Origin of the sequence: Actinophytocola sp. NPDC049390 (assembly GCF_044466355.1) — a bacterium.
Taxonomy (GTDB): domain Bacteria; phylum Actinomycetota; class Actinomycetes; order Mycobacteriales; family Pseudonocardiaceae; genus Actinophytocola.
In genome coordinates, this window is sequence record NZ_JBITMQ010000006.1 from 240,262 (window position 1) to 263,756 (window position 23,495).

Genomic DNA, 23,495 nt, shown 5'->3' on the forward strand with positions numbered 1-23,495 from the left:
GTTCGTGAACGACGTGTCGCCAGAGTTCGCCGCCGCCACCACCGAGGCGACCATGGTGCAGATCAACGGCAACCGGCTCGCGGTCGAGGTGCTCGGCCCCGAGGGCGCACCCGTGCTGATCGCACACCACGGCGCGCCCGGGCTCGGGTCGCGGGCCGAGCCGAGGGCGAGCTTCGGCAGGCTCGCCGACACCTACCGCGTCGTGGTGTTCGACGCGCGTGGTTCCGGGCAGAGCGAAGGCAAGGGCACGTTCAGCCACGAGCAGTGGGCCGCCGACATCGACGCGCTGCGCGAGTGGATCGGCGCCGAGCAGGTCATCATGGCGGGCGGCTCGTACGGCGGGTTCATGGCGATGGAGTACGCCACCCGCTACCCGGACCGCGTGCGTGCCATGGTCCTGCGCGACACCTCGCCGGACAACTCGCACGAGGAGAAGGCGCTCGCGAACGCGCTGGCCACCACCCGCGTGGAGATCGACCGCGACAAGCTCGACCGGATCTTCGCGGGCACCGTGCGCGACAACGACGACCTCCGCGACTGCTGGCGCGAGATCCTGCCGCTGTACGACTACGTCTACGACCCCGACGCGGTCGAGAAGAAGGTCGCCGCCACCCCGTACCGCTACGAGGCCCACAACCACGCCTTCCAGGTCAACATCCCGAACTACGACCTCAAGCCGGTGCTGCCGCAGGTCACCGCGCCCACGCTGATCACCGTCGGCCGCACCGACTGGATCACGCCCGTGGCGTGCAGCGAGACGATCGCTAGTCTGATCCCCGGCTCGCGTCTGGTGGTGTTCGAGAAGTCGGGCCACTCACCGCAGATCGAGGAGGCCGAGGCGTGGACGAAGGTGGTGCGCGAGTTCCTGGCGGACGTCGTCACATGAGACCGCTCGACGACCTCGACCGCCAGATCATCGTCGCCCTGCAGGGCGACGGGCGGGCCAGCTGGACGTCGATCGCCACGACGTGCGAGACGTCCGTGCCGACGGTGGCGCGGCGTGCCCAGCAGCTCATGGCGGACAACCTCCTGAAGGTCGCGGTGCTGCCGAGCCTCGGCAGCACCGGGCCGGTGGAGACGTTCTTCACCCGCATCGGCTGCCGTCCCGGCACGCAGCTGGATGTGGCCGAACAGCTGGTCGCGCGCCCGGACGTGCGGTGGGCGTCGCTGATCACCGGCTCGTACGACATCGGCATCGAGCTGGTCGTGAACTCCGGGCCCACCCGGTACCCGAAGACCATGCTGGAGCTGCAGCAGATCGACGGGGTGCAGCGCTGGTACAGCGACCTGCTGCTGCATGTCTACAAGGTCTCGCACGACTGGTACAAGCAGCTGCTCGACGACCGCGAGGCGCTGCCGCCCGAGGTGCCGCTGTGCTCGCCGGACCACTTCGACAAGGTCGACTGGGCGATCCTCGACCACCTGCGGGACGACGGCAGGGCGAGCTTCCGGACCATCGCGGACGCGTTGGAGCTCAACGAGTCCACGGTCCGCCGCCGCTTCGAACGGATGATCGGCGACCGGTGCGCGGCGGTGTTCACGATCGTGCCCGCGCAGGCGCTCGGGCTGGAGGCGGAGACCCTGATGTGGGTCACCGTGGAACCGTCGAAGCTCAACGAGGTCGCCGCCACGCTCGTCCGGCACCCGTCCGTGCGCTACCTCGGCGCCACGCTCGACGGGAACTCGTTGCTGTGCGAGGTGATCTCCGAGTCGACCCGCGGCCTGTTCGAGTTCACCACGGACACGCTCGCGAAGATGGCGGGTGTGATCGGGTGGAGCGCGTCGGTGGAACTGCTGTCGCTCAAACGCGGCTTCGTCGAGACCCCGTGGTGGCGCGAACAACTCGCCGAACACCACGCGGACGCGCTGGTCCTCGGCCCGGGCGCCGCGGTAGGCGACGGCTGACTGGTCCGTGCCGCTCCGGTAGCCGTGCAACCCCTTGATCCACGGCGGCGAAACCGCGATCATCCAGGGGATACCGGCCTGTGAACGGGGGTCCCATGGAACTGTCACGCCGTCAGGTTCTGAGTATCGTGCCCGCCGCCGTGCTCCTGGCACGCGCGGTGCCCGCGAGTGCCGACCCGGTCGCCGACCTCGGCAGGCTGCGGGCGAACACCGTCGACGTGTTCGCCGGTACCGCCGAGTCGAACGCACGTCCCGAGGTCGCCCCGAAGCTCGCGGCGATCGAGCGCACGGCCAGGGCACGGCTCGCGGACATGGACGCCGCCGGGGACGGCGAACTGTTCGCGAACCTGCCGCTCGGCACGAACGACGCGAACCTGAACCGCGCTTTCCAGAACCTGTACGAGATCGCGCTGGCCACCCGCGCGCCCCGGTCGGCGCTGTTCGGTGACGCCGCCGTGCGGCAGCGGGTGCTCGACGGGCTCGTGTGGCTGCACACCCACCACTACGGCGACCAGGCCGCCGGGTACTACGGCAACTGGTTCAACTGGGAGATCGGCATCTCCACGAGCGCCACGAAAGCCCTGCTGCTGCTGGACGCGCCCGCCGACCTGGTGTCGACGTACGTCGCGTCGATGGACGCCTACCTGCGCAACGGCAAGGACGGCGACGTCGACCTCGACTCCCGCTTCCACACCGGCGCGAACCTCGCCGACATCACCACGAACAGGATCCTGCAGGGCGCGCTGCTCGCCGACGAGGCGCGGGTGACGAAGGCCGTCGCGGACCAGAGCACGGTGTTCGCCACCGTCGACCCGTACCACCTCCAGCACGGCGTGACCGACGGGTACTACGCCGACGGGTCGTTCATCCAGCACCATTCCGTGGCCTACACCGGCTCGTACGGCAGGGCGTTGCTGTCGCGGGTCGTGCAGGCGGTGAAGATCCTCGACGGCACCGCCTACGCGGGCGACGCCGGGTTGATCGACACGGTACGCGGCTGGGTGGTGAACGGGTTCGCGCCGCTGATCTTCGAAGGCTGGCTGATGGAGGTCGTCAAGGGGCGGGCCGTGTCCCGGTCGACGACCGGGTACGGCGACGTCACGTCCATCGTGGAGGCGATCGTCGACCTCGCCGACTACGTGGCGGACCCGGTGCCGCTGCGGGCCTACGTGAAGTTCCTGCGGTCGGCCGCGATCGACCCGGCGGCGTTCGTGTCGCCGGTGAGCGTGCGCCGGTACGCCGACGTCCTCGCCTCGCCGGTGCCCGCGGCGGACCTGAACCCGCCGTCGCGTTCGGTCGCGTTCAACGCGATGGACCGGACCGTGCACCGCAGGCCGGGCTACGCGTTCGCGCTGGCCAGGAGTTCCGACCGGATCAGCAAGTACGAGTACATGAACGGCGAGAACCTGCTGCCCTGGTTCCAGGGCGACGGCGCCTACTACCTGTACCTGTCCGGCCAGGACCAGTCCGATTCGTTCGGAGTCGACTACTACACGACCGTGTCGCCGTACCGGCTGTCCGGCGTGACCGTGCTCGCGGAGGACCGGAGGACGATCCCGGAGCTGTACGGGCGGTTCTGGTACGAGAACCCGGCCGCGGGGTTCACGTCGTCGTCGGAGGCGCAGAACAAGTACGTGTACTTCCCGCGCGGCACCAACGAGTTCTCCGGCGGCGCCACGCTCGGGCCGTACGGCGTCGCGGGCATGGTCACCTCGGACGACGTGCCCTATGTGGACAAACGGGCCGGGCTGCTGCCGGACGACTTCGTGGCGTACCCGAACGTGCGGGTCACGAAGTCGTGGTTCCTGTTCGACGACGAGATCGTGGCGCTGGCGGCCGGGATGCCGGACGCCGCCGTGACCACAGTGGACAGCAGGATCGCGGCTCCTGACGACGACGTGGTGTTGTCGTCGGGTGACGGCTGGCTGCGGTACGCGAACCGGACGACCGGCGCCGCGGTGGGTTACCTGTTCCTCGACGGGCAACGCCCGGTGGCCGACCGGTCGACGGTGACGCGGAGCCGCCGGGTGGTGCGCGCGGCCAACCAGGACACACCGGTGACCAAGCAGGTCGTGACCGTGACACTCCGGTCGTCGTCGGCCGCGTACGCGTTGGTGCCGCACGCGTCCGAGTCGCGGCTGCGGTCCGCCGGCGGGCCGGCCGTGCTGGCGAACACGACGGCCGTGCAGGCGGTGGCGCACCGGGGCCTGCGGCTGACGGGCGTCAACGCGTTCACCGACGGCTGGCACCGGGCGGGCCCGCTGTCGGTGCACGGCCCGGCGTCGGTCCTCGTGCGTCGCGGCGACGGGGTGCGGGTCGCGGTGTCCGACCCGACCATGCGGCGCACGGACGTGTCGGTGCTGCTGCGCGGTACCCGGCTGCGGGTCGTAGACGCCGACGACGGGGTCGAGGTCCGGCCGGTGCCGGGCGGGACCCTGGTGCGGGCGCGGACTTTCCAGGCCCACGGCGCGACCTTGCACGCGACGCTGCGGTAGACGCGCGAAAACGGCTTGCTCGCCCTTCGTAGAGTGGGTGTGACTGACCCACGGGGGGAGCGGGGATTGCCGAGCACGCTCGAGGTGGCGGTCGCGCCGCGGGTTCGCAGGTGGAACAGGAACTTCTGGTTGTTCCTCGTCGCGCGCGGCGCCGCACGGCTCGGCGACATGATGCTGCCCGTCGCGCTCGCCGCCGGACTCGTCCAGTACGGGCACGGCGCGGGGGCGGTGGGTGCGGCCATGGCGTCGTACTCGGCGTGCGTGGCCGGGTTCGTGGTGTTCGGCGGGGTGATCGCCGACCGTGTCGACACGCGTGTGCTGATGGTGCTGGCGGACGTCGTGCGGGTCGGCACGCAAGGACTCGTCGCCGCCATGTTCTTCACCGGGCACGTGGTGCTGTGGCAGGTCTGCGCGGTCGGCGCGGTCAACGGGATCTGTGCCGCGCTGTTCCAGCCCGGCGTGGCGAGCACGATCCCCAGGATCGCCGACGACGTGCAGGGCGCCAACGGGGCGATCCGGACCGCCGAGTCGGTCATGACCGTCGCGGGACCCGCGGTGGCCGGTGCGCTGATCGCGGTCACCTCGGTCGGCGGGGTGTTCGTCGCGCACGCGCTCACCTACGTGGTCAGCGCCGCGTGCCTGCTCGGCCTGCGGCTCGGCAGGGCGGTGGCCAGGACAGGGGCCTCGTTCGGCCTCGACCTCGCGGAGGGCTGGCGGGAGTTCCGGGCACGGACGTGGATGTGGAGCGTCATCCTCGCGTGGATGACCCTCATGATCACCACCTTCGGGCCGACGGCGCCGCTCGTGGCCACCGCACTCGTCGTGGACCACGGGTCCACGGCGTTCGGGCTGGTCAACGCCGTCGGCGGGGTGGGCATGGTCGTGGGCGGGCTGATCGCCATGCGCCTGCGCCCGAACCGTCCGCTGCTGGCCGGCGCGCTGGCGCTGCTCGGGTTCGCGGCGCAACCCCTTTCCGTGGCACTCGGTCTACCGGTAGCCGTGATCGCCGCGGGGTTCGCGGTCGCCGGGGCGGCACACGCGTTCTGGGGTGTCATGTGGGCCACCAGCGTGCAGACCCAGGTGCCCGGCACGATCCTCAACCGCATCCACGCCTACGAGGTGGCGGGGTCGCTCGCGATGATGCCGGTGGGCCAGGCACTCGCCGGTCCGGCGTCCGCGCTGCTCGGCACCTCGTCCGTGCTCGTGGTGAGCGGGGTGGGTGTGGTCGTGGTGATCACGGCCCTGCTGATGGTGCCCGCGGTGCGCGACCTCCGCCGGGTCGATCGGGCGGCGGTCTAACGGCGGAGCGCCTCGACCAGGTCCTCCGCCGCCGAGCGGAGTGTGCTGGGGGACAACGGGTTCACGCTGATCCACCCGTCCGGCTCGTCGGCGGCCGGGGTGGTGACGCGTACGCGGCCGGTCGGGGTGTCCAGCCAGCACAGCTCCGGGACGGTGCGGGTGTCGCGGACGTCCCCGCCGTCGCGGGTGGTGGCGGTCGCGCCGAGCTGGCCGCCGCCGTCGACGGCGCTGACCAGTTCGGTGAGGTTGTCCAGCTCGTCGGGGTTGCCACCGTGCTCGGTGACGACGTGGCGGTGGCCCGCGGTGACGAGTGCCGCGGCCGCCGGCAGCCGGACGGGCATGGCGGGCGCGGGGACCAGGTCCGGCACGAGCGCGGTCAGCGCGGACGCCACCGCGCTGAGCGGGATGCGGCGCACGTCGACGAGCCGGTCACCGGCGAAGTCCTGTTTGCACACCACGGCGTGCTTGCCGTAGACCATCGCGACCGCGCCGCGTTCCCCGCCAGGGCCGCGGACCACGAGGTCCACGGTGCCGCGCCGCCTGGCGAGCGCGGCGACGACGTCCGCGGCGAGCCCGGCGGGCCCGTCGGCACCGGCGAGGCCACGTACCTGCAGGGCCTCGGCCGCGGCGGCGAACAGCTCGTCCCGTTCCGCCGGTACGCGGCCGAAGGACGGCACCCGCAGCGGGTACGGGATCGTGGCGCCCGCGTGGGTGGCGAGCAGGTCCAGCTCGACGAGCCCGAACCGGGTCACCTGGCCTCACCGAGGCGGGTGAACGTGCTCTCGTTGTCGCCTTCCGTGGCGCGGTAGTCGGCCGCGCCGGCCCGGGTCTCCCCGCCGAGACGGGTGAGCCCGTCGGCCCACTCCCGCAGCACGGTCGGGGTGCCCTCCGGCCCGGTGAGCCGTGCGAGCTTGGCCGCGAACCACATCGCGGGCGGTGACGAGCCCATCCGCAGCGGCTGCACGTCCGCCGCCCGCACCCGCTCGTGCAGGTCCTCGCCCAACCGGACCAGCTCGTCGGCGTGCCGCTCCACCTCGTAGGGACTGACGAACACGGCGGCACCCGCCCTGGCCAGCGCGCCCTTCGTGCCGGCGGGGTCTTCCTCGGAGTCGACGTACATGGTGGCTCCCTATGCCCCGATCACGGGCGGTGGTGTCGTCTCGTCGAGCGTGAACAGGTTGTCGGCGCGTGGCATGCGGTTGTGGTGCTCGCGGTCGTCGTCCCGGCGGCTGTGCGCGGGCACGGGACCCGGAGCGGCCGTGGCGCGGGCGGGGCTGTGGTCGGCGTTGGTCAGCAGGCCGGGGACACCGCCCCGGCCGACGAGGTCGTGCCACGCCAGGGGGCGGCCAGTGGCCCGCCCGTCCGGCCCGCTCGCCCACCCGGAGGACTCAGGTGCCCGGCGACCGGTGGCCACGCTCGGAGGGGCGCCGAGCGGGTTGGCGCCCGACGGGCCGGTGCCCGGGGACGGGCCGCCCGCCGCAGCAGGCGAAACCAGAGAACCGGGAGCCCCGGAGGCGACGGTGGCGGCGGCCGCCTGATGGGGACCGGCAGGGCCGGGCATGGCGGCGGCACCGGACGGTGCCAGGCTTGACTTGTTGGTGGTGGCGGAGGCGGGCGTGACGGCGGAGTTGGAGGTCGCCGGGCCGCGGGGGGCCGAGCCTGCCGTGCGGGCTGCCGTGCGGGGGATCGGGGCGGCCGCGGCGACCGCGGCCACCTCCGGCCGGGGCGCGGGGAGCGGCACACCGCCCGGCACGCCCGGCGGGAGCTTCGTGGGTGCCTCCGGCGGGTCCGCCGCGTTGAGGCTCGCCTCGAACGTCTGCATGACCTCGACGGCCTCCGCCTTCTTGTTCGCCGCCGCCAGCGACGCGGCGAACCAGCTCGCGCCCGCACCCGTGACGGCGCCGAGCGCGAAGTTCGGGCCCGGTGCCGCGGCGGCGCCGTACGAGGTCGTGGCGGCGACGTCCACCGGGTCCGGCATGGCCGCCTGCGCCCGGCTCAGCGCCTCCGACGCCCGCAGAACCGCCGCGGACAGCGCCGCCGCGTGTTCCGCCATTGCGGCGCCGCCCGCGCTGTGCTCGTGGAGGGTGCTGCCGAACGCGGCCGACGCGCGGCCCTCCCAGACCTCGGCCACCTGGCCGCGGCGCGCGGACAGGTCCTCCGCCGCGTCGGCGGCGCCGCGGCCGAGGCCGTCCAGCACCGCGGCCTGTGCACCGACCTGGCCAGGGTCCGCGCCGGTGTTGACCATCGCGAACAGCTCCTCGTGGCTGTACGCGTTCCAGTTGGTGCCGCCGGGCATGGTGGGGGAGCCGAACACGCCGTGCCAGGTCTGCGTCAGCTCCCGGCGCAGCGTCGCCGCCGCCGCGCCGGCCGTGTCCGCCACCGGCGCGAGCACCGCCCCGACAGCGTTGTCGATGCCACCCGTCACCGTGTCGAGAAAATCCACCGCGACTCCCAGCTCGGTCGATTCGGCGAACCGACATTACACGAGCAGCGAACCACCGCGCGATGGCACTTTTCACCGGAGCCGCAAGGAAAGTCACCCGTTCGGAGCAGTCGTCGCAATTAATTCGAACGTGTGAATTCCACCGTTTTCGAATGCGATTCCGGCGGTTCGAGCGCCACGTTGGGCAACGCTTTGTCCAGCCACCGGGGCAGCCACCACGCCCGCGTGCCGAACAGCCGCATGACCGCGGGCACGACGAGGCACCGGAGCACGAGCGCGTCGACCAGCACCGCGACCGCGAGCCCCAGACCGAACTGCCGCAGCATCCGGTCCGGGCTGAGCACGAAGGCGCCGAACACCACGACCATGATCGCGGCCGCCGCGGTGATCACGCCGCCGGTGGTCGCGAGGCCCTCCCGCACCGCGCCGGACGCGTCGCCGGTCCGCCGCCACTCCTCGTGCATGCGGGAGACGAGGAACACCTCGTAGTCCATCGACAGGCCGAACACGATCGCGAACACCAGCACGGGCACGAACGCCTCGACCGGCCCCGTCGGCGCGAACACCAGGGTCACGACGCCGAGCGACGCGCCGATGGACAGGAGGTTCAGCAGCGCGGCCTTGAGCGGGATCAGCAGCGACCGGAACACCGCCATCAGCAGGATGGCCGACAACCCGACCACGACCAGCAGGAACAGCGGCAGCCGGTCGGACACGGCCGCGGCGAAGTCGTCGGCCGCCGCGGTGGACCCGCCGACCAGGTACGTCGCGCCGGTGTCGGTTTCCAACGGTGGCAGGACGTCCGTGCGCAGCCGTGTGACCAGGTCGCTCGTCGCCTCGTCCTGCGGTGCGCTGTCCGGGAACACGAGCAGCATGCCGAGGTCGTCGCCGAGCCGTTGCGGCGCACCGACCCCGGCGACGCCGTCGGTGCCGTCGAGCGCGGTGGCCAGCTCCTCCGTGCCGCCGCCTTCCGACATGATCACGAGCGGCCCGTTGACGCCCGGCCCGAACCCCTCGGCGAGCAGGTCGTACGCCTGCCTGCTGGTGGCGGACTCGGCCTCGGTGCCCGCGTCGGCGAACCCGAGCTGCATGCCGAACGCGGGCACGGACAGCGCACCGAGCGCCGCGAGTGAGACGACGAGGGCGGGCACCGGCCTGCGCTGCACGGTGTCGCTCCACCGCCGCCACCGCGCGCCGGAGCCGCGGTTGGGCCGCTTGCGCACGGCCTTCTCGATGCGCTTGCCGAACACGGTCAGCAGCGCGGGCAGGAGCGTCAGCGACGCGACCATCGTGAGCAGCACGGTCAGGGTGACCGCGAGCGCGACCCCCTGCAGGGAGCCGAGTCCGAGCGCGAGCAGGCCGAGCAGCGCGATCATCACGGTGGTGCCCGCGAACAGGACGGACCGGCCCGCGGTGTCGAGCGCGGTGCGCGCGGCCCGCGCACGGTCGGCGCCCATGCGCAGCTCGCCGCGGAACCGGGCGAAGACCAGCAGCGCGTAGTCGATGCCGACGCCGAGACCGACGAGCATCATCAGCGGCGGCGCGTAGCCGGGCAGCGCGGTGAGGTGGCTCGCCAGCATGATCACGCCCAGCGTGCTGCCGACCGCGAACACGGCGGTGACGAGCGGCAGGCACGCGGCGAGGAACGACCCGAACATGAGCACGAGGATCACCAGCGCGGCGAGCATGCCCGCGCCTTCCGCCGCGCCACCCGGTGCCTCCTCGGCGGCGCGGACCGGGTCCCCGCCGAGTTCGACGCGCAGGTCGCCGTCCCGCCCGGCGGTGTCGATGACGCGCCGCACGTCCTCGGCGGGCACGTCGGCGCCGTCGAAGGTGACCGTCGCGAAGGCGACCGTGCCGCGCTCGGACTCGGTCAGGCCCGACACGTCCGCGACCCTCGGCAGTCGCTCCACTTCGGACAACACGGCGGCGGCGCCGTCCCGCGCGCCCGCGATCCCCGCGTCGCGCTGGAACACCACCCGCACCGAGTCGGGTTGCCTGCCCTGAGCGGCGAACGCGTCGGCGACCTGTTGTGACTCGGTGCCGGGCAGGGTGTGGTCGTCGCGGTAGTCCGAACCGACGGCCTGCGCGGCGACGGTGATGCCGCCGAGCACGGCCACCCACAGCGCCAGCGCGAGCCAGTGCCGCCGCTGCGCCCAGCCCGCGAGCCGGACCATTCTGGATGGAGGAGAAGTCATGCGGGAAGGCTCGCGTGCGACGGGGGTCGCCGTCGTCGGGCCGAAGTGGTCAGTTGGCTCGCAACTCCGGTTGTCCCCTAAGGGTGATGCCGTACTACCGGGGTTGTGGGTCCGAGCCAGCGTGGGGTGACCATGGCCGACTCGTAGGCGAGCACCACCAGTTGCGCGCGGTCCCGGACGTCGAGCTTGGTCATGATCCGGCTCACGTGTGTCTTCGCCGTGGCCGGGCTCAGCACGAGCCGCTCGGCGATCTCGTCGTTGGACAGTCCGGCCGCCACCAGCGTCGTCACCTCGCGTTCGCGCTCGGTCAGCGACGCGAGGCGGGGGCTGGGTGCCGGGCGTTCGACGCGGCCCGCGAACTCGGCGATCAGCCGTCGCGTCACCGACGGCGCCAGCAGCGCGTCGCCGCGGGCGACGACCCGCACGCCGTGGAGCAGCTCTTCCGGTTCGGTGTCCTTGACGAGGAACCCGCTGGCCCCGGCACGCAGCGCACCGTAGACGTACTCGTCGAGGTCGAACGTCGTCAGGATCACCACCCGCACGTCCGGCAGCGACGCGATGATCTCCCGCGTGGCGGCCAGCCCGTCGAGGTGCGGCATGCGGATGTCCATCAGCACCACGTCCGGACGCAGTGCCGCCGCGGTCCGCACGGCGGCGGCACCGTCCCCGGCCTCGCCGACGACCTCGATGTCGTCCTCACCGTCCAGGATGGACCGGAAGCCCGCGCGGACGAGGGTCTGGTCGTCGGCCAGCAGCACCCGGATCACGACGCGCCGCCGAGCGGAAGCCGTGCCAGCACGCGGAATCCGCCGTCGTCGCCGGGACCGGTGTCGAGCGTGCCGCCGACCGAGGTCGCGCGCTCGGTCATGCCGAGGATGCCCGACCCGGCGCCGCCGCCGTTCGGTCCGCGTCCGTCGTCGGCCACCCGCACCTCCACCTCGCGTTCGCGGTACGCGACCGACACGTCCACCCGTGACGCGGACGCGTGCCGCGTCACGTTCGTCAGCGCCTCCTGCACGATCCGGTACGCGGCGACGTCCACGGACGGCGGGACCTCACGCACCGCACCGGTCACCGACCCGTGCACCGCCAGCCCGGCCTGCCGGGACCGGTCGAGCAGGTCCGGCAGTGCCGCGAGCCCGGCGGGCGGGGCGAGCGGCGCCGGTTCGTCCACCTGCCGCAGCACACCGAGCGTGCGCCGCAGCTCTTTCAGCCCGCGGCCACTGGCGTCCTTCACCGCGGCCAGTGCGTCCCGTTGTGGTGCGGTGTCGCCCTTGTCCATGCGCCGCAGCGCGGCGCTCGCCTGCACGTTGATCAGCGACAGGTCGTGCCCGAGCGCGTCGTGCAGCTCGCGGGCGATCCGCAGTCGTTCGCCGGTCGCCGCCGCCCGCTGCGCCTCCCGCAGGTACGCTCGCCGCGTCCGCACGACCCCGCCGACCGCGACCGACGCGACGAGCCAGCCGAACAGCAGGAACAGGGAGACGTCGTCGAGGTGCCGCCTCTCGCTGGCCGCCTCGCCGACCACGACGAACCCGAACGCGAGCGTGCCGAACCCGGCCGCGACCCACAGCCTGCCCGTCTCGCCCGCGCCGAACATCGCGGCCATGAACGTCAGCATGATCGGGCTGCCCGGACCGGTCAGCGGGTAGTACAGCGCGCACGCGAGCAGGGTGTACGCGGCCACGGCGACGGGGTGGCGGCGCCGGTGGTACAGCGCCGCCGACGCCGTGCCCACCAGCAGCCAGCTGACCACGCCGACGTCGCCGTGCGTGGTCGACAGCACTGTCGAGCCAAGCACGAACGCACCTACCGCACCCGCGACCAGCGCGTCGGCGAACCGCCCCCGCGGCGGCCACGACCACTCCATGCGGCAAGCATAGGGACGAACCGGTCAGGGAGCCGGGACCGCGCGCCCCATCGCGGGCGCGCCGACCGGACACCGCGACCGGCCGAGTTCCGCTGCCCCTCTCGCAGCTGCCGGACGTGCCGCCGACACCGGAAGCGGCGCGCACCGTAAGTGCCGGGTGACATTCGGCGACCGGCGCACATGGCCGACGCGGTTGCTCCATCCGGGGCAATCCCGGGGTGGTGCCGTTTCGGTGCGACGCCTGCCGGGCACGTCCGCCGGCGAGTTCCCTCGAAAGGAGCGCGTGATGTCGACCGCAGCAACGGTGATCCTGGTGGTCGTCCTGGTCGTGGTGTTGATCGCGGCGGGCTGGTTCCTCGTCCGGCAGGCGCGGAGCCGCAGGCTGCGCGACCGGTTCGGGTCCGAGTACGACCGCCACCTCGAGAACACGCAGAAGCGGCGCGTTGCCGAGCGTGAGCTGACCGAGCGGGAGAAGCGGCACGCGAAGCTGTCGCTGCGTCCGCTGTCGGACACGGCGCGTACGCACTACGCCGAGCAGTGGACACGGGTTCAGGAGCACTTCGTCGACGCCCCCGCCGAGGCCGTCGCGGGCGCGGAGGACCTGGTGCACCTCGTGATGCGGGAACGCGGTTACCCGATGGAGGGTTTCGACCAGCAGGCGGCCGACCTGTCGGTCGAGCACGGCGACGTCGTCGACGGTTACCGTGCCGCGCACGAGATCCGCGGCAGGCAGGCGACCACCGAGGAGTTGCGCACCGCGCTGGTGCACTACCGGACGACGTTCCGCGAGCTGCTCGGCCACGGTGACCGCGTACCGGTCCAGCGCGACGGGCAGGCCGTGGACCGCGGTGACCGGGAGGCGCGCCATGCGTGACGCCGAGCACCGCGACGACGTTGCGGCGCAACCACTTCCGGCTCAGCGTGTCCCGTCCGCCACAGACGGGACCGAGCCCATCCCGGTGGACGAGGCCGGACTGGAGACGGGCGACGGCCGCGCCACGGGCGTCGCGCCGCCCCCGACGCAGGACAACGAACTGTTCGCCGGTGACGCCGCCGACCGGCTCCGTGCGCGCTGGCGTGAACTGCAGGCGGACTTCGTCGACGACCCGCGGGGCGCCGTGCGCGAGGCCGACGTGGTGCTCGACGAGGTGGTGCGAACCATCACCGAGCACCGTGCGCGGCTCGCGGGCGAATGGCAGGGGCACACCGACACCGAGCACCTGAGGCTCGCGCTCCGCGAGTACCGCTCGTTCGTCGACCGGCTGCTGCCGCGCTGATTCCCAGAGCGTGACCGTTGCGATCTGCAAGATGCAGATACGCGGCGGTCACGCTTTGCTTATGTGGCAACACCTTCCTTGACACAACGACCAAAGTGGATTTCCATTCACGTTCGTGCGCGGGATGAGCCACCCGCGCGCGTTTTCGGCGCTGTTCGGGGGAAGCGCGCCAGGCGTGAACGGGGGACCCCGCTGTGTCCGTTGCCGTCGGCCACGTCCATCACTTCGCCATGGGCGCGTGGCTGCCCTTCTTTGCCTACGTGGTCTCCGTCGTCGGCTCGGTCGTCGGCCTCGCGTGCACGCTGCAGGCGCGGTACGCGGGTGACGCCGGCCGGCCGCGTTACGGCTGGCTGGTGCTCGCCGCCGTGTCGATCGGTGGGGTCGGCATCTGGCTGATGCACTTCATCGCCATGCTGGGTTTCGACACGCCGGGTTCGCCCGTGCGCTACGACGTCGGCCGCACCGCGATCTCCGCGGTCCTGTCGATCGGCGCGGTGTTCCTGGGGCTCGTCGTGTTCGGCGTACGCACCCGGTTCTCGTTGTGGCGGCTGCTGCTCGGCGGGCTGATCACCGGTCTCGCCGTGAACCTCATGCACTACACCGGGATGTGGGCCGTGCAGGTGCAGGGCACGATCACCTACGACCCGGTGGCGGTGTGGCTGTCCATCGGCATCGCGATCGTCGCGGCCACCGCGGCGTTCTGGTTCACCGTGCTGATCGAGCACCCCGGCCTGCGTGTGCTCGCCGGTCTGGTGATGGGGCTCGCCGTGACCGGCATGCACTACACCGGCATGGCCGCGGTCGAGGTGCACCTCGACGACACCGCCCCGGCGCCCAGCGGTACCGAGGTGTTCACGTTCCTGTTCCCGGTCTTCGTGTTGTCGGTCGTCGCGCTCGCCGTGCCGATCTACGCCGTGCTGATGGCGTCCACGTGGTCCGAGAGCGACGACGAACCGAGGCCGGCGCCGTTGCCCGTCGCGCCGTCACCGCTACGCGACCGTCCGATGGCCAACCCCGAGGTGGGGCCAGGCCTGCGCGGCTTCGGCAACCTCGCGGCACGCTACTCGACCCGACCGGACGATGACCGCTAGGGAGCGGGGTTTGCGAAGCGAACCATCGAGCGCGTCACGCCCGGGCAGGCGGACCGGCTATGATGCCGCGTTCGATGGCTTCGGTCGCGAACTCGACGAGCTTGCCCGCCGAAACGCGGGCCTGCAACGAGCCGCCGTGCACGAGGTCGTCGGCGACGCCGATCAACGAGTCCCACACCCAGTAGGCCATCGCGGGGTGGGCGACCAGCGCCACGCCCTGCGTGGCGGCGGCCTCCCGCAACGCCTTCTCCAGTGACCGCGCCATGCGGCGGAACACCGTCGCCGACGCGACGGTCCGCTTGCCCTTCGGTCCACCCGCGAGCACCTTCGACTCCCACTGCTGCGCGGATCGCCCGAAGAGCCGCCACAACTCCCGCACCTGCGGCAGGATCGCCGCCAGCACGCCGGTGACGCCGACGTCGCGGTCCAGTTCGTCGAGCGTGGTCGTGAGCTCGGAGAGCCGGCCGGACATCAGCGCGACGAACACGTCCTCCTTGCCGTCGAAGTACTGGTACACGGTGCCGGAGCTGACGCCCGCGCCGACCGCGATCGCGCGCATGGTCAGCGCGGCGTAGCCGGAGTCGGCGAGCAGCTTCTCCGCGGAGCGCAGGATGTCACGCCTGCGGCCCTGCGCGTCACCCCAGGCGGTCGGTTCGGTGCCGTCCACGCCGACAGCATATCGAACGTTGTCCAATTCGCGGAGCTTGCGGAGCGAACATCGACACCGCGTTCTGGACAACGTTCAAAATGGCCCTATCCTTGGGTCATGCCGACCCATCTCGACCGGCTCGAGGCGGAGAGCATCGACATCCTGCGCGAGGCGGTCGCCGAGAGCGAGCGCCCGGTCCTGCTGTACTCGATCGGCAAGGACTCCTCGACCCTGCTGCACCTCGCGCGCAAGGCGTTCCACCCGTCGACGCCGCCGTTCCCGCTCCTGCACGTGGACACGACGTGGAAGTTCCGCGAGATGATCGCCTTCCGCGACCGCACGGTCGCCGAACTCGGGCTCGAGTTGATCGTGCACCGCAACCCGGAGTGCCTCGCGCTCGGCATCAACCCGTTTGACCACGGTTCCGCGAAGCACACGGACATGTGGAAGACGCAGGGCCTGCGGCAGGCACTCGAAAAGCACCGGTTCGACCTCGCTTTCGGCGGTGCCCGCCGCGACGAGGAACCGGTGCGTGCCAAGGAACGCGTGTTCTCGTTCCGCACCGCGGACCACCGCTGGGAGCCGCGCGACCAGCGTCCCGAGCTGTGGCGGCTGTACAACGCACGCACCGCGCCGGGGGAGAGCATCCGCGTGTTCCCGCTGTCGAACTGGACCGAGCTGGACGTGTGGCGCTACGTCGAACGCGAGCGGATTCCTGTGGTGCCGCTGTACTTCGCGGCACCACGACCGGTGGTCGAACGCGACGGCGCGCTGATCATGGTGGACGACGACCGCATGCCGTTGCGGCCCGGCGAGGAACCGGAGTCGCGGACCGTTCGTTTCCGCACCCTCGGCTGCTACCCGCTGACGGGCGCGGTCGAGAGCACGGCCGCGACGGTCGCCGAGATCGTCGCCGAGACCGAGGCGGCGGCCACCTCCGAGCGGCAGGGCCGGGTGATCGACCGCGACCAGTCCGGGTCGATGGAGCGCAAGAAACGAGAGGGCTACTTCTGATGGACCTCCTGCGTTTCCTGACGTGTGGTTCCGTCGACGACGGGAAGAGCACGCTGATCGGCCGCCTGTTGTACGACACCCGTGCCCTCCGCACCGACCAGGTCGCGGCGCTCACGTCGGCCGGGCTGGACTTCGCGTCGCTGGTCGACGGCCTGCTCGCCGAACGGGAACAGGGCATCACGATCGACGTGGCGTACCGCTACTTCGCCACGGCGGCGCGGAGTTTCATCGTCGCCGACACCCCCGGCCACGAGCAGTACACCAGGAACACGGTGACCGGCGCGTCCACCTCGGACGCCGCCGTGCTGCTGCTCGACGCCCGTGCCGGGCTGCTGCGCCAGACCCGCAGGCACAGCCACGTGGTCGCGCTGCTCGGCCTGCGGCGGGTCGCGCTCGCCGTGAACAAGATGGACCTGGTCGACTTCGACCCCGCCAGGTTCACCGAGATCGCCGGCGAGTACCGCGAGTTCGCCGCGGGGCTGGGCATCGAGGAGGTCACGTGCGTCCCGACGGCGGCGGTGTCCGGCGCCAACGTGGTGCACCGATCCGGTGACACCCCGTGGTACGACGGGCCTACCCTGCTGGAGTGGCTGGAGACCGTGCCGGTCGAGGCGCGGCCGGGACCGTTCCGGATGATCGTGCGCTGGGTGAACCGCCCGGACCCGTCGTTCCGCGGCGCGTCCGGGATCATCGTGGGCGGCGCGGTGCGGGTGGGGGACCGCGTGCGGGTGCTGCCGGACGGCACGGAGAGCACGGTCGCGCGACTGGTGACGTTCGACGGCGACCTGGCGTCGGCGGAGGCGGGGCAGTCGGTGACGGTGGTGCTCGCCGACGACGTCGACGTGTCCCGCGGTGCGGTGCTCGCCGCGGCGGACCCGCCGAGCGTGGCCGACGCGTGCCAGGCGGACCTGATCTGGATGTCGTCGCAGGAGATGCTGCCGGGCAGGCGGTACCTGGCGAAGGTCGGCGCCCGCACGGTGGGCATGACCGTCGACCCGCCCAAGCACCGCGTCGACGTCGACACCGGTGCCCGGCTGGCGGCGAGGACGTTGCGGCTCAACGAGATCGGCGTCGGCAACGTCCACTTCGACCAGCCGGTCGCGCTGGACCCGTACGGCGTCAACCGTGATCTCGGCGGCTTCATCGTGATCGACCGCCTGACGAACGCGACGGTCGGTGCGGGACTCGTCCGTTTCCCCCTGCGCCGGGCGTCGAACGTGCGGTGGCAGCCGATGTCGGTGACCAAGCGGATGCGCGAGGAACTCAACGGCCACCGGGGTTGTGTCGTGTGGTTCACGGGGTTGTCCGGGGCGGGCAAGTCGACGATCGCGGACCTGCTGGCACAGCGCCTGCACGCGGCGGGCAGGCACACCACCGTCCTCGACGGCGACAACGTGCGGCACGGCCTGAACGCGGACCTCGGGTTCACGGACGTGGACCGCGTGGAGAACGTGCGGCGCGTCGCGCAGGTCGCGGGCCTCATGGTCGAGGCCGGGTTGATCGTCCTCGTGTCGTTCATCTCCCCGTTCCGCGCCGAACGTGCGCTGGCCCGCGGGATCGTCGCGGGGGACGAGTTCTGCGAGGTGTTCGTCGACACCCCGCTGCACGTGGCGGAGGAGCGCGACCCGAAGGGGTTGTACGCCAAGGCGCGACGCGGGGAGCTGCCGAACTTCACCGGGATCGACTCGCCGTACGAGGCGCCGGAGCACGCGGAGCTACGCCTCGACACGACGACGTTGACGGCGGACGAGGCCGCGGCAGCGGTACTGGCGCGGTTGGGTCAGCTGGGTGTGGTGCCCTGACCGAGTGCTTCCGCCCTGGCCTGCAACGCGATGGCCACGGAGTCGAAGCCGGCCTTCACCCAGTCGCCGGTCATCTCCATGACCTTGTCCGCGTACTTGCCGCTGATCGTGTCCGTGGTGTGGTAGGTGCACCGCTTGTCGTCCAGCGGCGTGACCCACTGGTCCCGCACCGCGAAGATCCCCGGCATCTCCGACGCGGTGTCGTAGCGGAGGTGGTGCGGCGGCTCGACCACCCGCACCCACTCGCGGTTCACGAACGTCCCCGCCGAGCCGTCCGGGTTCGGGAGCGTCAGGTCGATGGGCGTGCCGATCTCCAGCGTGCTGGTCACCGCCACCGTGTACGGGTTCCACTGTGGATAGTGCGCGAAGTCGGTCAGCACGGCCCAGACGACCGACGCTGGTGCGGCGATCTCCACCGTCACCGAGGTGATCACGTGGCTCACGACGGCATGTGCTCCCCGCCGTTGACGTCCAGCACGGCCCCCGTCACCTCGGATGCCAGGCGGGACAACAGGAACAGGATCGCCCCGGCGCACGCGTCGTCGGTCGGGATGCGGCCGAGGGGGTTGCGGGACGCGATCTCGTCGTACACCTCCTGCTCGGTGACGCCGCGCTGCTGCGCCGTCATCGTCAGGTAGAACCGCACGCCCGGCCCGTCCAGCCAGCCCAGCACGGCCTGGTTGACGCGAATGCCGCGATCGCCCAGTTCCAGCGCGAGGTACTGAGACGCGCAGCCCATCGCCGCCTTCGCGACCGCGTAACCACCTTCGCCGCGCATCGGTTCGCGGGTCGACATGGTGCCCACGTTGACGATCGAACCGCCGTCGGTCATGTGGGGAACCACCGCACGCGTCATGCCGAGCGCGCCGTGCAGGATGATGTCCATCGACCGGCGCAGCTGCTTGTCGGGCGTGGCCAGCAGGTCGTGGAAGCCGGGGTGCGAGTACGCCGAGTTCACCAGGCCCGTCACCCGGCCGAACCGCTCGACCGCGGTGCCCACCACCCGCTCGACGTCCTCGGCCTTCCGCACGTCACAGGGCACACCGACCGCCTCGCCGCCCGCCGCCGCGACCTCCTTCGCCACCTGGTCCATCACCTGCGTCGACCGGGCGGCCATCACGACCTTCGCACCCTCCGCGGCCGCACGGGCCGCGAGCTTCGCGCCCAGCCCGGCGCCCACACCGGACACGATGACGACCTCGCCCTCCAGGATCACGATGCCCCCTCGCAGGCTCCGGGGCCTCGTCGCCACCCATGGTTCGCTCCGCAAGCTCCGCTCATGAAGCCACCTCCTCGTAGAACGCGAAGTCCCGCGCCAGCCCGTCCTCGGTCAGCCCGAAGTCCTCGGCCGTGTACGTGTGCTTCCCGTGCCGCTGCGACCGGTTGCGGGCCACGTACCCCGCGAACGCGCCGGGGTCCACGGCCAGCCCCAGCTCCGCCGTCACCCGCACGGCCTCCGCCACCGGGTCGGCCACCACGTCGGCGAACCGCACGTCCACGAACCGGTCCGGGGTCTCCCGCCGCGCCTCGGTGTACTCCCGCAGCGTCCGCGCGAACCGGGCCGACCAGTACCGGCCGATCTCGACCGGGTCCACCTGGTCGCTGTACTGGCCGGTCATCGACACGACCATCGACGCGTACGACGGCACGGCCGACGCGGGCGAGCGGTGCGTCATGACGATCCGGCAACCGGGGAACTCCGCCAGCACCGTCCGGACCGCCGTGAGGTGGTGCGGCGACTTCAGCACCCACGGCAAGCCCTTGCGTGCCGGGTTCTGCCACTGCAGCACCTGCAGCCACTCCCGCAGCTCCCGGTACGCGGGCGCCTGGTCGAACCCGCGCAACCACGTCCCGTACGACGGCACCCGGTAGAAGGAGTCGAAGCTCATCGACGTGAACGTGCGGTCGAGCAGGATCACGTCCTCCTCCGGCCCGTCCCACTCGATCGTGTGGATGTCGCCGAAATCGGGTGACATCCGCAGGAACAGCTCCGCGCGTTCCCGTGCACGCTGCTTGCGCTGCGCCGCGTCCGGGCCCTCGCCGGGGAACGGCAGCGGGTACGACGTCTCCCACGACAGCGTCGACGTGACGTGCCGCGAGGCGGCGAGCAGCCGGTGCAGCAGCGTGGACCCGGTTCGCGGCAGCCCGCAGATCTCGGCCGCGACCGTGACCTGCTCGTCGCGCACCTCGGGGTGGTCGGCCTGGAGCCGCCGCAGGCGCAGCCGGTCCGACAGCAGCGCGACGAGGCGGCGCCGGGTGAGGGCCAGCCCCACCTCGGACAGGCGGGCCTCCTCGTGCAACGCGGTGACCAGCACCGACAGCGGTTCGGTGAACCACTCGTCGCCGAAGTCGGTGAGACCGGTCTTGCCCCGCGCGGCGGCGAGCAGCTCGTCTACCGTGATCACGTGTCCTCCAGGTCGACCACCCGGCACTCGGGGATCGGGTGGTGGGTCGCGCCGAGCCAGCGCAGCAGCGCGGTGCCGCTGGAGTGGCCGCACGTGTCGATCCAGTTGCCCCAGCCGGGATCGCGTGGCGCGGCGACGATCGTGAGGCGATCGCCGTCGAGGGTGGCGGTGTGCTTGTTGACGGTGATCCGCCTGCCGTGGTCCAGCGACTCCATCCACCAGTTGTCCAGCTGGAAGTTCCAGTACGGGCAGTCGGGCACGGCCGTCTCGATCACCCACGCCTGGCCGGGTTCGAGGCGCCAGTAGCCGTGCAGGTAGAAGATCTCCGGATCGCCGCCCGCCCGCTGGAACATGTCCTGCCCGAAGTCCGGCAGCTCGTTCGGTCGGGTCATGAACAGCTCGGTCCAGCCGGCGAACGTGGCCGCCGTCCCGTGCACGGACAGCGCCGCGCGCCGCAGCGCCTTCGCCAGGAACTCGGGTGACAGCTCACCCGGCCGGGCTGGGCCGCCGACGCACTCGATCCGCCACCGGCCCGGCACCTCGGTGGCGCGGTCGAGGTAGGTCTGGCGCACCACGAGCCCGGTCGAGTCGGGTGCCAGCGGTAACCAGTTCTTGTCGTGCGGGGTGGCGCTCGCGACGATCTCCACGGTGCCGTCGGGCTCGACGACGAGGTCGGCGTCGGACAGTTCGCCGGTGGAGGCCATGGTGCCGTCCCTGGCGTACCGGTTGGCCTTCGAGCCGATGGAGAAGTAGGCGATCGTGCCGCGGGTGCCGGTGATCCGGTACGTGCGGTCGCCGCGGACGTTCGCGGACAGGTACACGTTGTCCGGGTTGTCAGCACCGATCTTGACGTGGTCGAGCTCGTGCAGGCGCGGGAAGTCCGGGTCGGCGTTCTCGACGGTGGCGTACAGCATCTCGCGCACCAGGCGGGTCAGGTACCGGTAGCCCTCCGCGCGGTCGAGCGGGGTGGCGGGTGCCTCCTCGCGCAGCACGACCTCGCCCGCCCGTTCCAGTGCGCGGCAGAACTCGGTCCACGCCTGCCCGGAGAGGACCTCGTCGGCCATGTACACCTCCGTGAATCTAGAACACGTTCTATCAGAGGTGGCAGTTTCGGACAACGTTCAGAATGACGGCTGTCCTAGGCTGGACATATGACCGGGCACCGGATGTCGCAGGTGGACAACCTGCGCACCGTGATGGTGGCGTGGGTGATCGGCGCGCACGCCCTGATGGGCTACGCGGCCGTGGGCGGCTGGGCGTACGACGAGGTCAACGAGACCACGTTCAGCCCCGGGTTCGAGCTCGTGCTGACGGTGCTGGTCGGCCCGTCCGGACTGTTCGTGATCGGTGCGTTCTTCTTCGTGTCCGGCCTGTTCACGCCGTCGTCGGCGCGGCGCAAGGGCCGCCGCGCGTTCGCGGTGGACCGGCTGGTGCGGCTCGGCCTGCCGTGGGCGGTGTCCGCGCTGGTCGTGTGGCCGCTGTCGGTGTGGCTCGCCTACCGCGCGGCGGGCCGCGACGGCACACCGTGGGGGCTGATCTTCCAGCGCTCACCCGTGTTCGACTCCGGCGCGCTGTGGTTCGCGCTGGTGCTGCTCGTGTACTCGCTCGGATACGCGCTGGTGCCACTGCGCCTCGGCGCCTCCAACGGCTATCACCTGGTGCTGGCGGCCGCCGGGATCGCCGTGTGCAGCTTCGTGACCAGGCTGGCGTTCCCGGCGCGCAGCGGGCAGCCGGGTGACCTGCACCTGTGGCAATGGCCGCAGTGCCTCGGCATGTTCCTGCTCGGCCTCGCGGCCGCGCGGTCGGGGTGGGTGCGTGCGCTGCCCGAGCGCGTCTACCGGCGCTGCGGCGTGGTCACGGGCCTCACGCTGGTCTTCGTGCCGGTCGCCGGGCTGACGCTGGGCATCACGGAGGTGGCGTCGGGCGTCGACGAGTTCCTCGGCGGCTGGCACTGGCAGGCGGCCCTGACCGCGGCGGTCGAGGGCGTGCTCGTGGTGTTCGGCTCGGTGTGGCTGCTGGGGCTGGCGCAGCGGCGGTTCACCTGGTCCGGGCCGTTGGCCACCGCGTGCGCCCGCGGTGCCTTCCCGGCGTTCGTGCTGCAGGGCCCCGTGCTGCTCCTGCTCGCGATCGCGTTGCGCCCACTGGCGATCCCGGCCGAGGTCAAGGCCCCGCTGCTGCTGGTCGTCGCACTGGCGACGAGTTTCTGGCTCGGCAACCTGCTGACCGCCCGGGGCACCCGCATGGCGCCGGTCGCGCGTCCCGCGGAGTCCTGATCAGCCGCCGAGGATCACCGCGCGTTCGGTGCGCAGCCAGGCCTGCTCGGCTTCCATCTCGGTCACGTCGCCGCGCGCGAGGAACGTCGCCCACGGCTCGTCGCCCCGCGTGCCGAGCCGTTCGATGCGTGCGGCCTCGCGCGACTGGAGGGCGTCCAGCGCGTCCAGAACGTCTGCCGGGGCCGCCTCGTAGGCGTCGCACAGGGCGGTGAGGCGGCTCGTCAGGGCGGTCTCGTCGATCTGTGCTCGCCGCTGCTGGTCGACGGGCCGCAGCGGCACGGCGTACCAGGCGAGCTGCGCGACGTCGTCGATGGCGTGGCCGGGTGCCGCGAAGTCCCAGTCGATGAACCCCGCCAGCCGCTCGCCGTCCCAGACGGAGTTCCACGGCCCGAGGTCGCCGTGCCGGATGACCATGCCCGGCCGCCACTCCTCCTCCTGGCCCCGCCACCGCGCGCCCGTGGGCGGCCGAAAGCTCAGGACGGCGTCGTGGTACTCGCGCAGCCAGACCCCCAGGCCGCTGATCCCCTCGGCCGACCGCAGGACCGGCGGCCACGGCGAGAACGCCGGTTCGCCGTGCAGCAGCGACAGCACCTCGTCGGTGCCATCCGTGCCGAGGACACGCGGTGCCCGGGTGAAGCCCGCCGACTCCAGGTGCCTCAGCAAGGCGTGCACCGCGGGCGTCCACTCGCCGGCGGGCCTGCGGATCGTGTCGCCGACCCGGTGCACCGTGGTCACGCTGCCCCGGTCGGTGGCCCCGTCCTCGATCACCCGGTCAGC

At 71.9% G+C, this 23,495-nt stretch carries 22 protein-coding genes; 10 read left to right on the plus strand and 12 right to left on the minus strand.

What is annotated here, in order from left to right; all coding sequences use genetic code 11:
* Nucleotides 1–4 precede the first annotated feature (4 nt).
* The 4 genes from ACIBVP_RS19645 to ACIBVP_RS19660 all read left to right on the plus strand — a co-directional run bounded on the left by ACIBVP_RS19645 (nt 5) and on the right by ACIBVP_RS19660 (nt 5,699).
* Nucleotides 5–886 (plus strand): alpha/beta fold hydrolase, encoded by an 882-nt coding sequence (locus ACIBVP_RS19645; protein WP_396107588.1) that lies wholly within the window; start codon nt 5–7, stop codon nt 884–886.
* Complete coding sequence (locus tag ACIBVP_RS19650) at nt 883–1,905, plus strand: Lrp/AsnC family transcriptional regulator (protein WP_396107589.1); 1,023 nt, start codon at nt 883–885, stop codon at nt 1,903–1,905. The genes ACIBVP_RS19645 and ACIBVP_RS19650 overlap by 4 nt, the downstream gene beginning before the upstream one ends.
* Nucleotides 1,906–2,000: 95 nt before the next feature.
* The gene (locus tag ACIBVP_RS19655; protein ID WP_396107590.1) at nt 2,001–4,400 is read left to right on the plus strand and encodes a polysaccharide lyase family 8 super-sandwich domain-containing protein; all 2,400 of its coding nucleotides are present in this window, start codon (nt 2,001–2,003) and stop codon (nt 4,398–4,400) included.
* 39 nt (nt 4,401–4,439) lie between these two features.
* Nucleotides 4,440–5,699 (plus strand): MFS transporter, encoded by a 1,260-nt coding sequence (locus ACIBVP_RS19660; protein WP_396107591.1) that lies wholly within the window; start codon nt 4,440–4,442, stop codon nt 5,697–5,699.
* On the opposite strand, the gene ACIBVP_RS19665 is transcribed toward ACIBVP_RS19660, so the two are convergent.
* The 6 genes from ACIBVP_RS19665 to ACIBVP_RS19690 all read right to left on the minus strand — a co-directional run bounded on the left by ACIBVP_RS19665 (nt 5,696) and on the right by ACIBVP_RS19690 (nt 12,207).
* Nucleotides 5,696–6,451 carry an ESX secretion-associated protein EspG gene (locus ACIBVP_RS19665; RefSeq protein WP_396107592.1) on the minus strand — a complete coding sequence of 252 codons (756 nt, stop codon included), beginning with the start codon at nt 6,449–6,451 and terminating at the stop codon, nt 5,696–5,698. The two genes, ACIBVP_RS19660 and ACIBVP_RS19665, sit on opposite strands and share 4 nt — an antisense overlap.
* Nucleotides 6,448–6,819: a hypothetical protein gene (locus ACIBVP_RS19670; protein WP_396107593.1), complete on the minus strand. Its 372-nt coding sequence runs from the start codon at nt 6,817–6,819 to the stop codon at nt 6,448–6,450. The genes ACIBVP_RS19665 and ACIBVP_RS19670 overlap by 4 nt, the downstream gene beginning before the upstream one ends.
* Nucleotides 6,820–6,828: 9 nt before the next feature.
* Nucleotides 6,829–8,142, minus strand: coding sequence for a hypothetical protein (locus tag ACIBVP_RS19675; RefSeq protein WP_396107594.1), 1,314 nt, complete (start codon nt 8,140–8,142; stop codon nt 6,829–6,831).
* Nucleotides 8,143–8,261: 119 nt separating this feature from the next.
* The gene (locus ACIBVP_RS19680) at nt 8,262–10,340 is read right to left on the minus strand and encodes an MMPL family transporter (protein WP_396107595.1); all 2,079 of its coding nucleotides are present in this window, start codon (nt 10,338–10,340) and stop codon (nt 8,262–8,264) included.
* Nucleotides 10,341–10,417: 77 nt separating this feature from the next.
* Complete coding sequence (locus ACIBVP_RS19685; protein WP_396107596.1) at nt 10,418–11,107, minus strand: response regulator; 690 nt, start codon at nt 11,105–11,107, stop codon at nt 10,418–10,420.
* On the minus strand, nt 11,104–12,207 hold the full coding sequence (locus tag ACIBVP_RS19690; protein ID WP_396107597.1) for a sensor histidine kinase: 1,104 nt from the start codon (nt 12,205–12,207) through the stop codon (nt 11,104–11,106). The genes ACIBVP_RS19685 and ACIBVP_RS19690 overlap by 4 nt, the downstream gene beginning before the upstream one ends.
* Nucleotides 12,208–12,493: 286 nt before the next feature.
* Between ACIBVP_RS19690 and ACIBVP_RS19695 the strand changes: the two genes are divergently transcribed.
* From ACIBVP_RS19695 to ACIBVP_RS19705, 3 genes are all read left to right on the plus strand, one after another.
* Entirely contained in the window at nt 12,494–13,081 is a 588-nt protein-coding gene (locus tag ACIBVP_RS19695) for a hypothetical protein (RefSeq protein ID WP_396107598.1), read from the plus strand.
* A complete protein-coding gene (locus ACIBVP_RS19700) occupies nt 13,074–13,484 on the plus strand; it encodes a hypothetical protein (RefSeq protein WP_396107599.1) in 411 nt (136 codons plus the stop codon). The genes ACIBVP_RS19695 and ACIBVP_RS19700 overlap by 8 nt, the downstream gene beginning before the upstream one ends.
* Nucleotides 13,485–13,714: 230 nt before the next feature.
* Complete coding sequence (locus ACIBVP_RS19705) at nt 13,715–14,575, plus strand: MHYT domain-containing protein (protein ID WP_396107738.1); 861 nt, start codon at nt 13,715–13,717, stop codon at nt 14,573–14,575.
* A 34-nt stretch (nt 14,576–14,609) separates the two neighbouring features.
* Here ACIBVP_RS19705 and ACIBVP_RS19710 read toward each other — a convergent pair whose 3' ends face one another.
* Entirely contained in the window at nt 14,610–15,242 is a 633-nt protein-coding gene (locus ACIBVP_RS19710) for a TetR/AcrR family transcriptional regulator (protein WP_396107600.1), read from the minus strand.
* Nucleotides 15,243–15,341: 99 nt separating this feature from the next.
* Here ACIBVP_RS19710 and cysD point away from each other — a divergent pair, with 99 nt between their 5' ends.
* Both cysD and cysC read left to right on the plus strand, forming a co-directional pair.
* Nucleotides 15,342–16,238 (plus strand): sulfate adenylyltransferase subunit CysD, encoded by an 897-nt coding sequence (gene cysD / locus ACIBVP_RS19715; RefSeq protein WP_396107601.1) that lies wholly within the window; start codon nt 15,342–15,344, stop codon nt 16,236–16,238.
* Nucleotides 16,238–18,040 carry an adenylyl-sulfate kinase gene (cysC, locus tag ACIBVP_RS19720; protein WP_396107602.1) on the plus strand — a complete coding sequence of 601 codons (1,803 nt, stop codon included), beginning with the start codon at nt 16,238–16,240 and terminating at the stop codon, nt 18,038–18,040. The genes cysD and cysC overlap by 1 nt, the downstream gene beginning before the upstream one ends.
* Here the strand turns inward: cysC and ACIBVP_RS19725 are convergent.
* The 4 genes from ACIBVP_RS19725 to ACIBVP_RS19740 form a co-directional block, all read right to left on the minus strand.
* The gene (locus tag ACIBVP_RS19725) at nt 18,019–18,483 is read right to left on the minus strand and encodes an SRPBCC family protein (RefSeq protein ID WP_396107603.1); all 465 of its coding nucleotides are present in this window, start codon (nt 18,481–18,483) and stop codon (nt 18,019–18,021) included. The two genes, cysC and ACIBVP_RS19725, sit on opposite strands and share 22 nt — an antisense overlap.
* Nucleotides 18,480–19,256 (minus strand): SDR family oxidoreductase, encoded by a 777-nt coding sequence (locus ACIBVP_RS19730; RefSeq protein WP_396107604.1) that lies wholly within the window; start codon nt 19,254–19,256, stop codon nt 18,480–18,482. The genes ACIBVP_RS19725 and ACIBVP_RS19730 overlap by 4 nt, the downstream gene beginning before the upstream one ends.
* 61 nt (nt 19,257–19,317) lie before the next feature.
* Nucleotides 19,318–20,445 carry a sulfotransferase family protein gene (locus tag ACIBVP_RS19735; RefSeq protein WP_396107605.1) on the minus strand — a complete coding sequence of 376 codons (1,128 nt, stop codon included), beginning with the start codon at nt 20,443–20,445 and terminating at the stop codon, nt 19,318–19,320.
* Nucleotides 20,442–21,509: a DUF1214 domain-containing protein gene (locus tag ACIBVP_RS19740; protein ID WP_396107606.1), complete on the minus strand. Its 1,068-nt coding sequence runs from the start codon at nt 21,507–21,509 to the stop codon at nt 20,442–20,444. Before ACIBVP_RS19740 ends, ACIBVP_RS19735 begins: the two co-directional genes overlap by 4 nt.
* Before the next feature lie 87 nt (nt 21,510–21,596).
* On the opposite strand from ACIBVP_RS19740, the gene ACIBVP_RS19745 reads away from it, so the two are divergent.
* The gene (locus tag ACIBVP_RS19745) at nt 21,597–22,718 is read left to right on the plus strand and encodes an acyltransferase (RefSeq protein ID WP_396107607.1); all 1,122 of its coding nucleotides are present in this window, start codon (nt 21,597–21,599) and stop codon (nt 22,716–22,718) included.
* On the opposite strand, the gene ACIBVP_RS19750 is transcribed toward ACIBVP_RS19745, so the two are convergent.
* Nucleotides 22,719–23,486: a phosphotransferase gene (locus ACIBVP_RS19750; protein WP_396107608.1), complete on the minus strand. Its 768-nt coding sequence runs from the start codon at nt 23,484–23,486 to the stop codon at nt 22,719–22,721.
* Nucleotides 23,487–23,495: the final 9 nt, after the last annotated feature.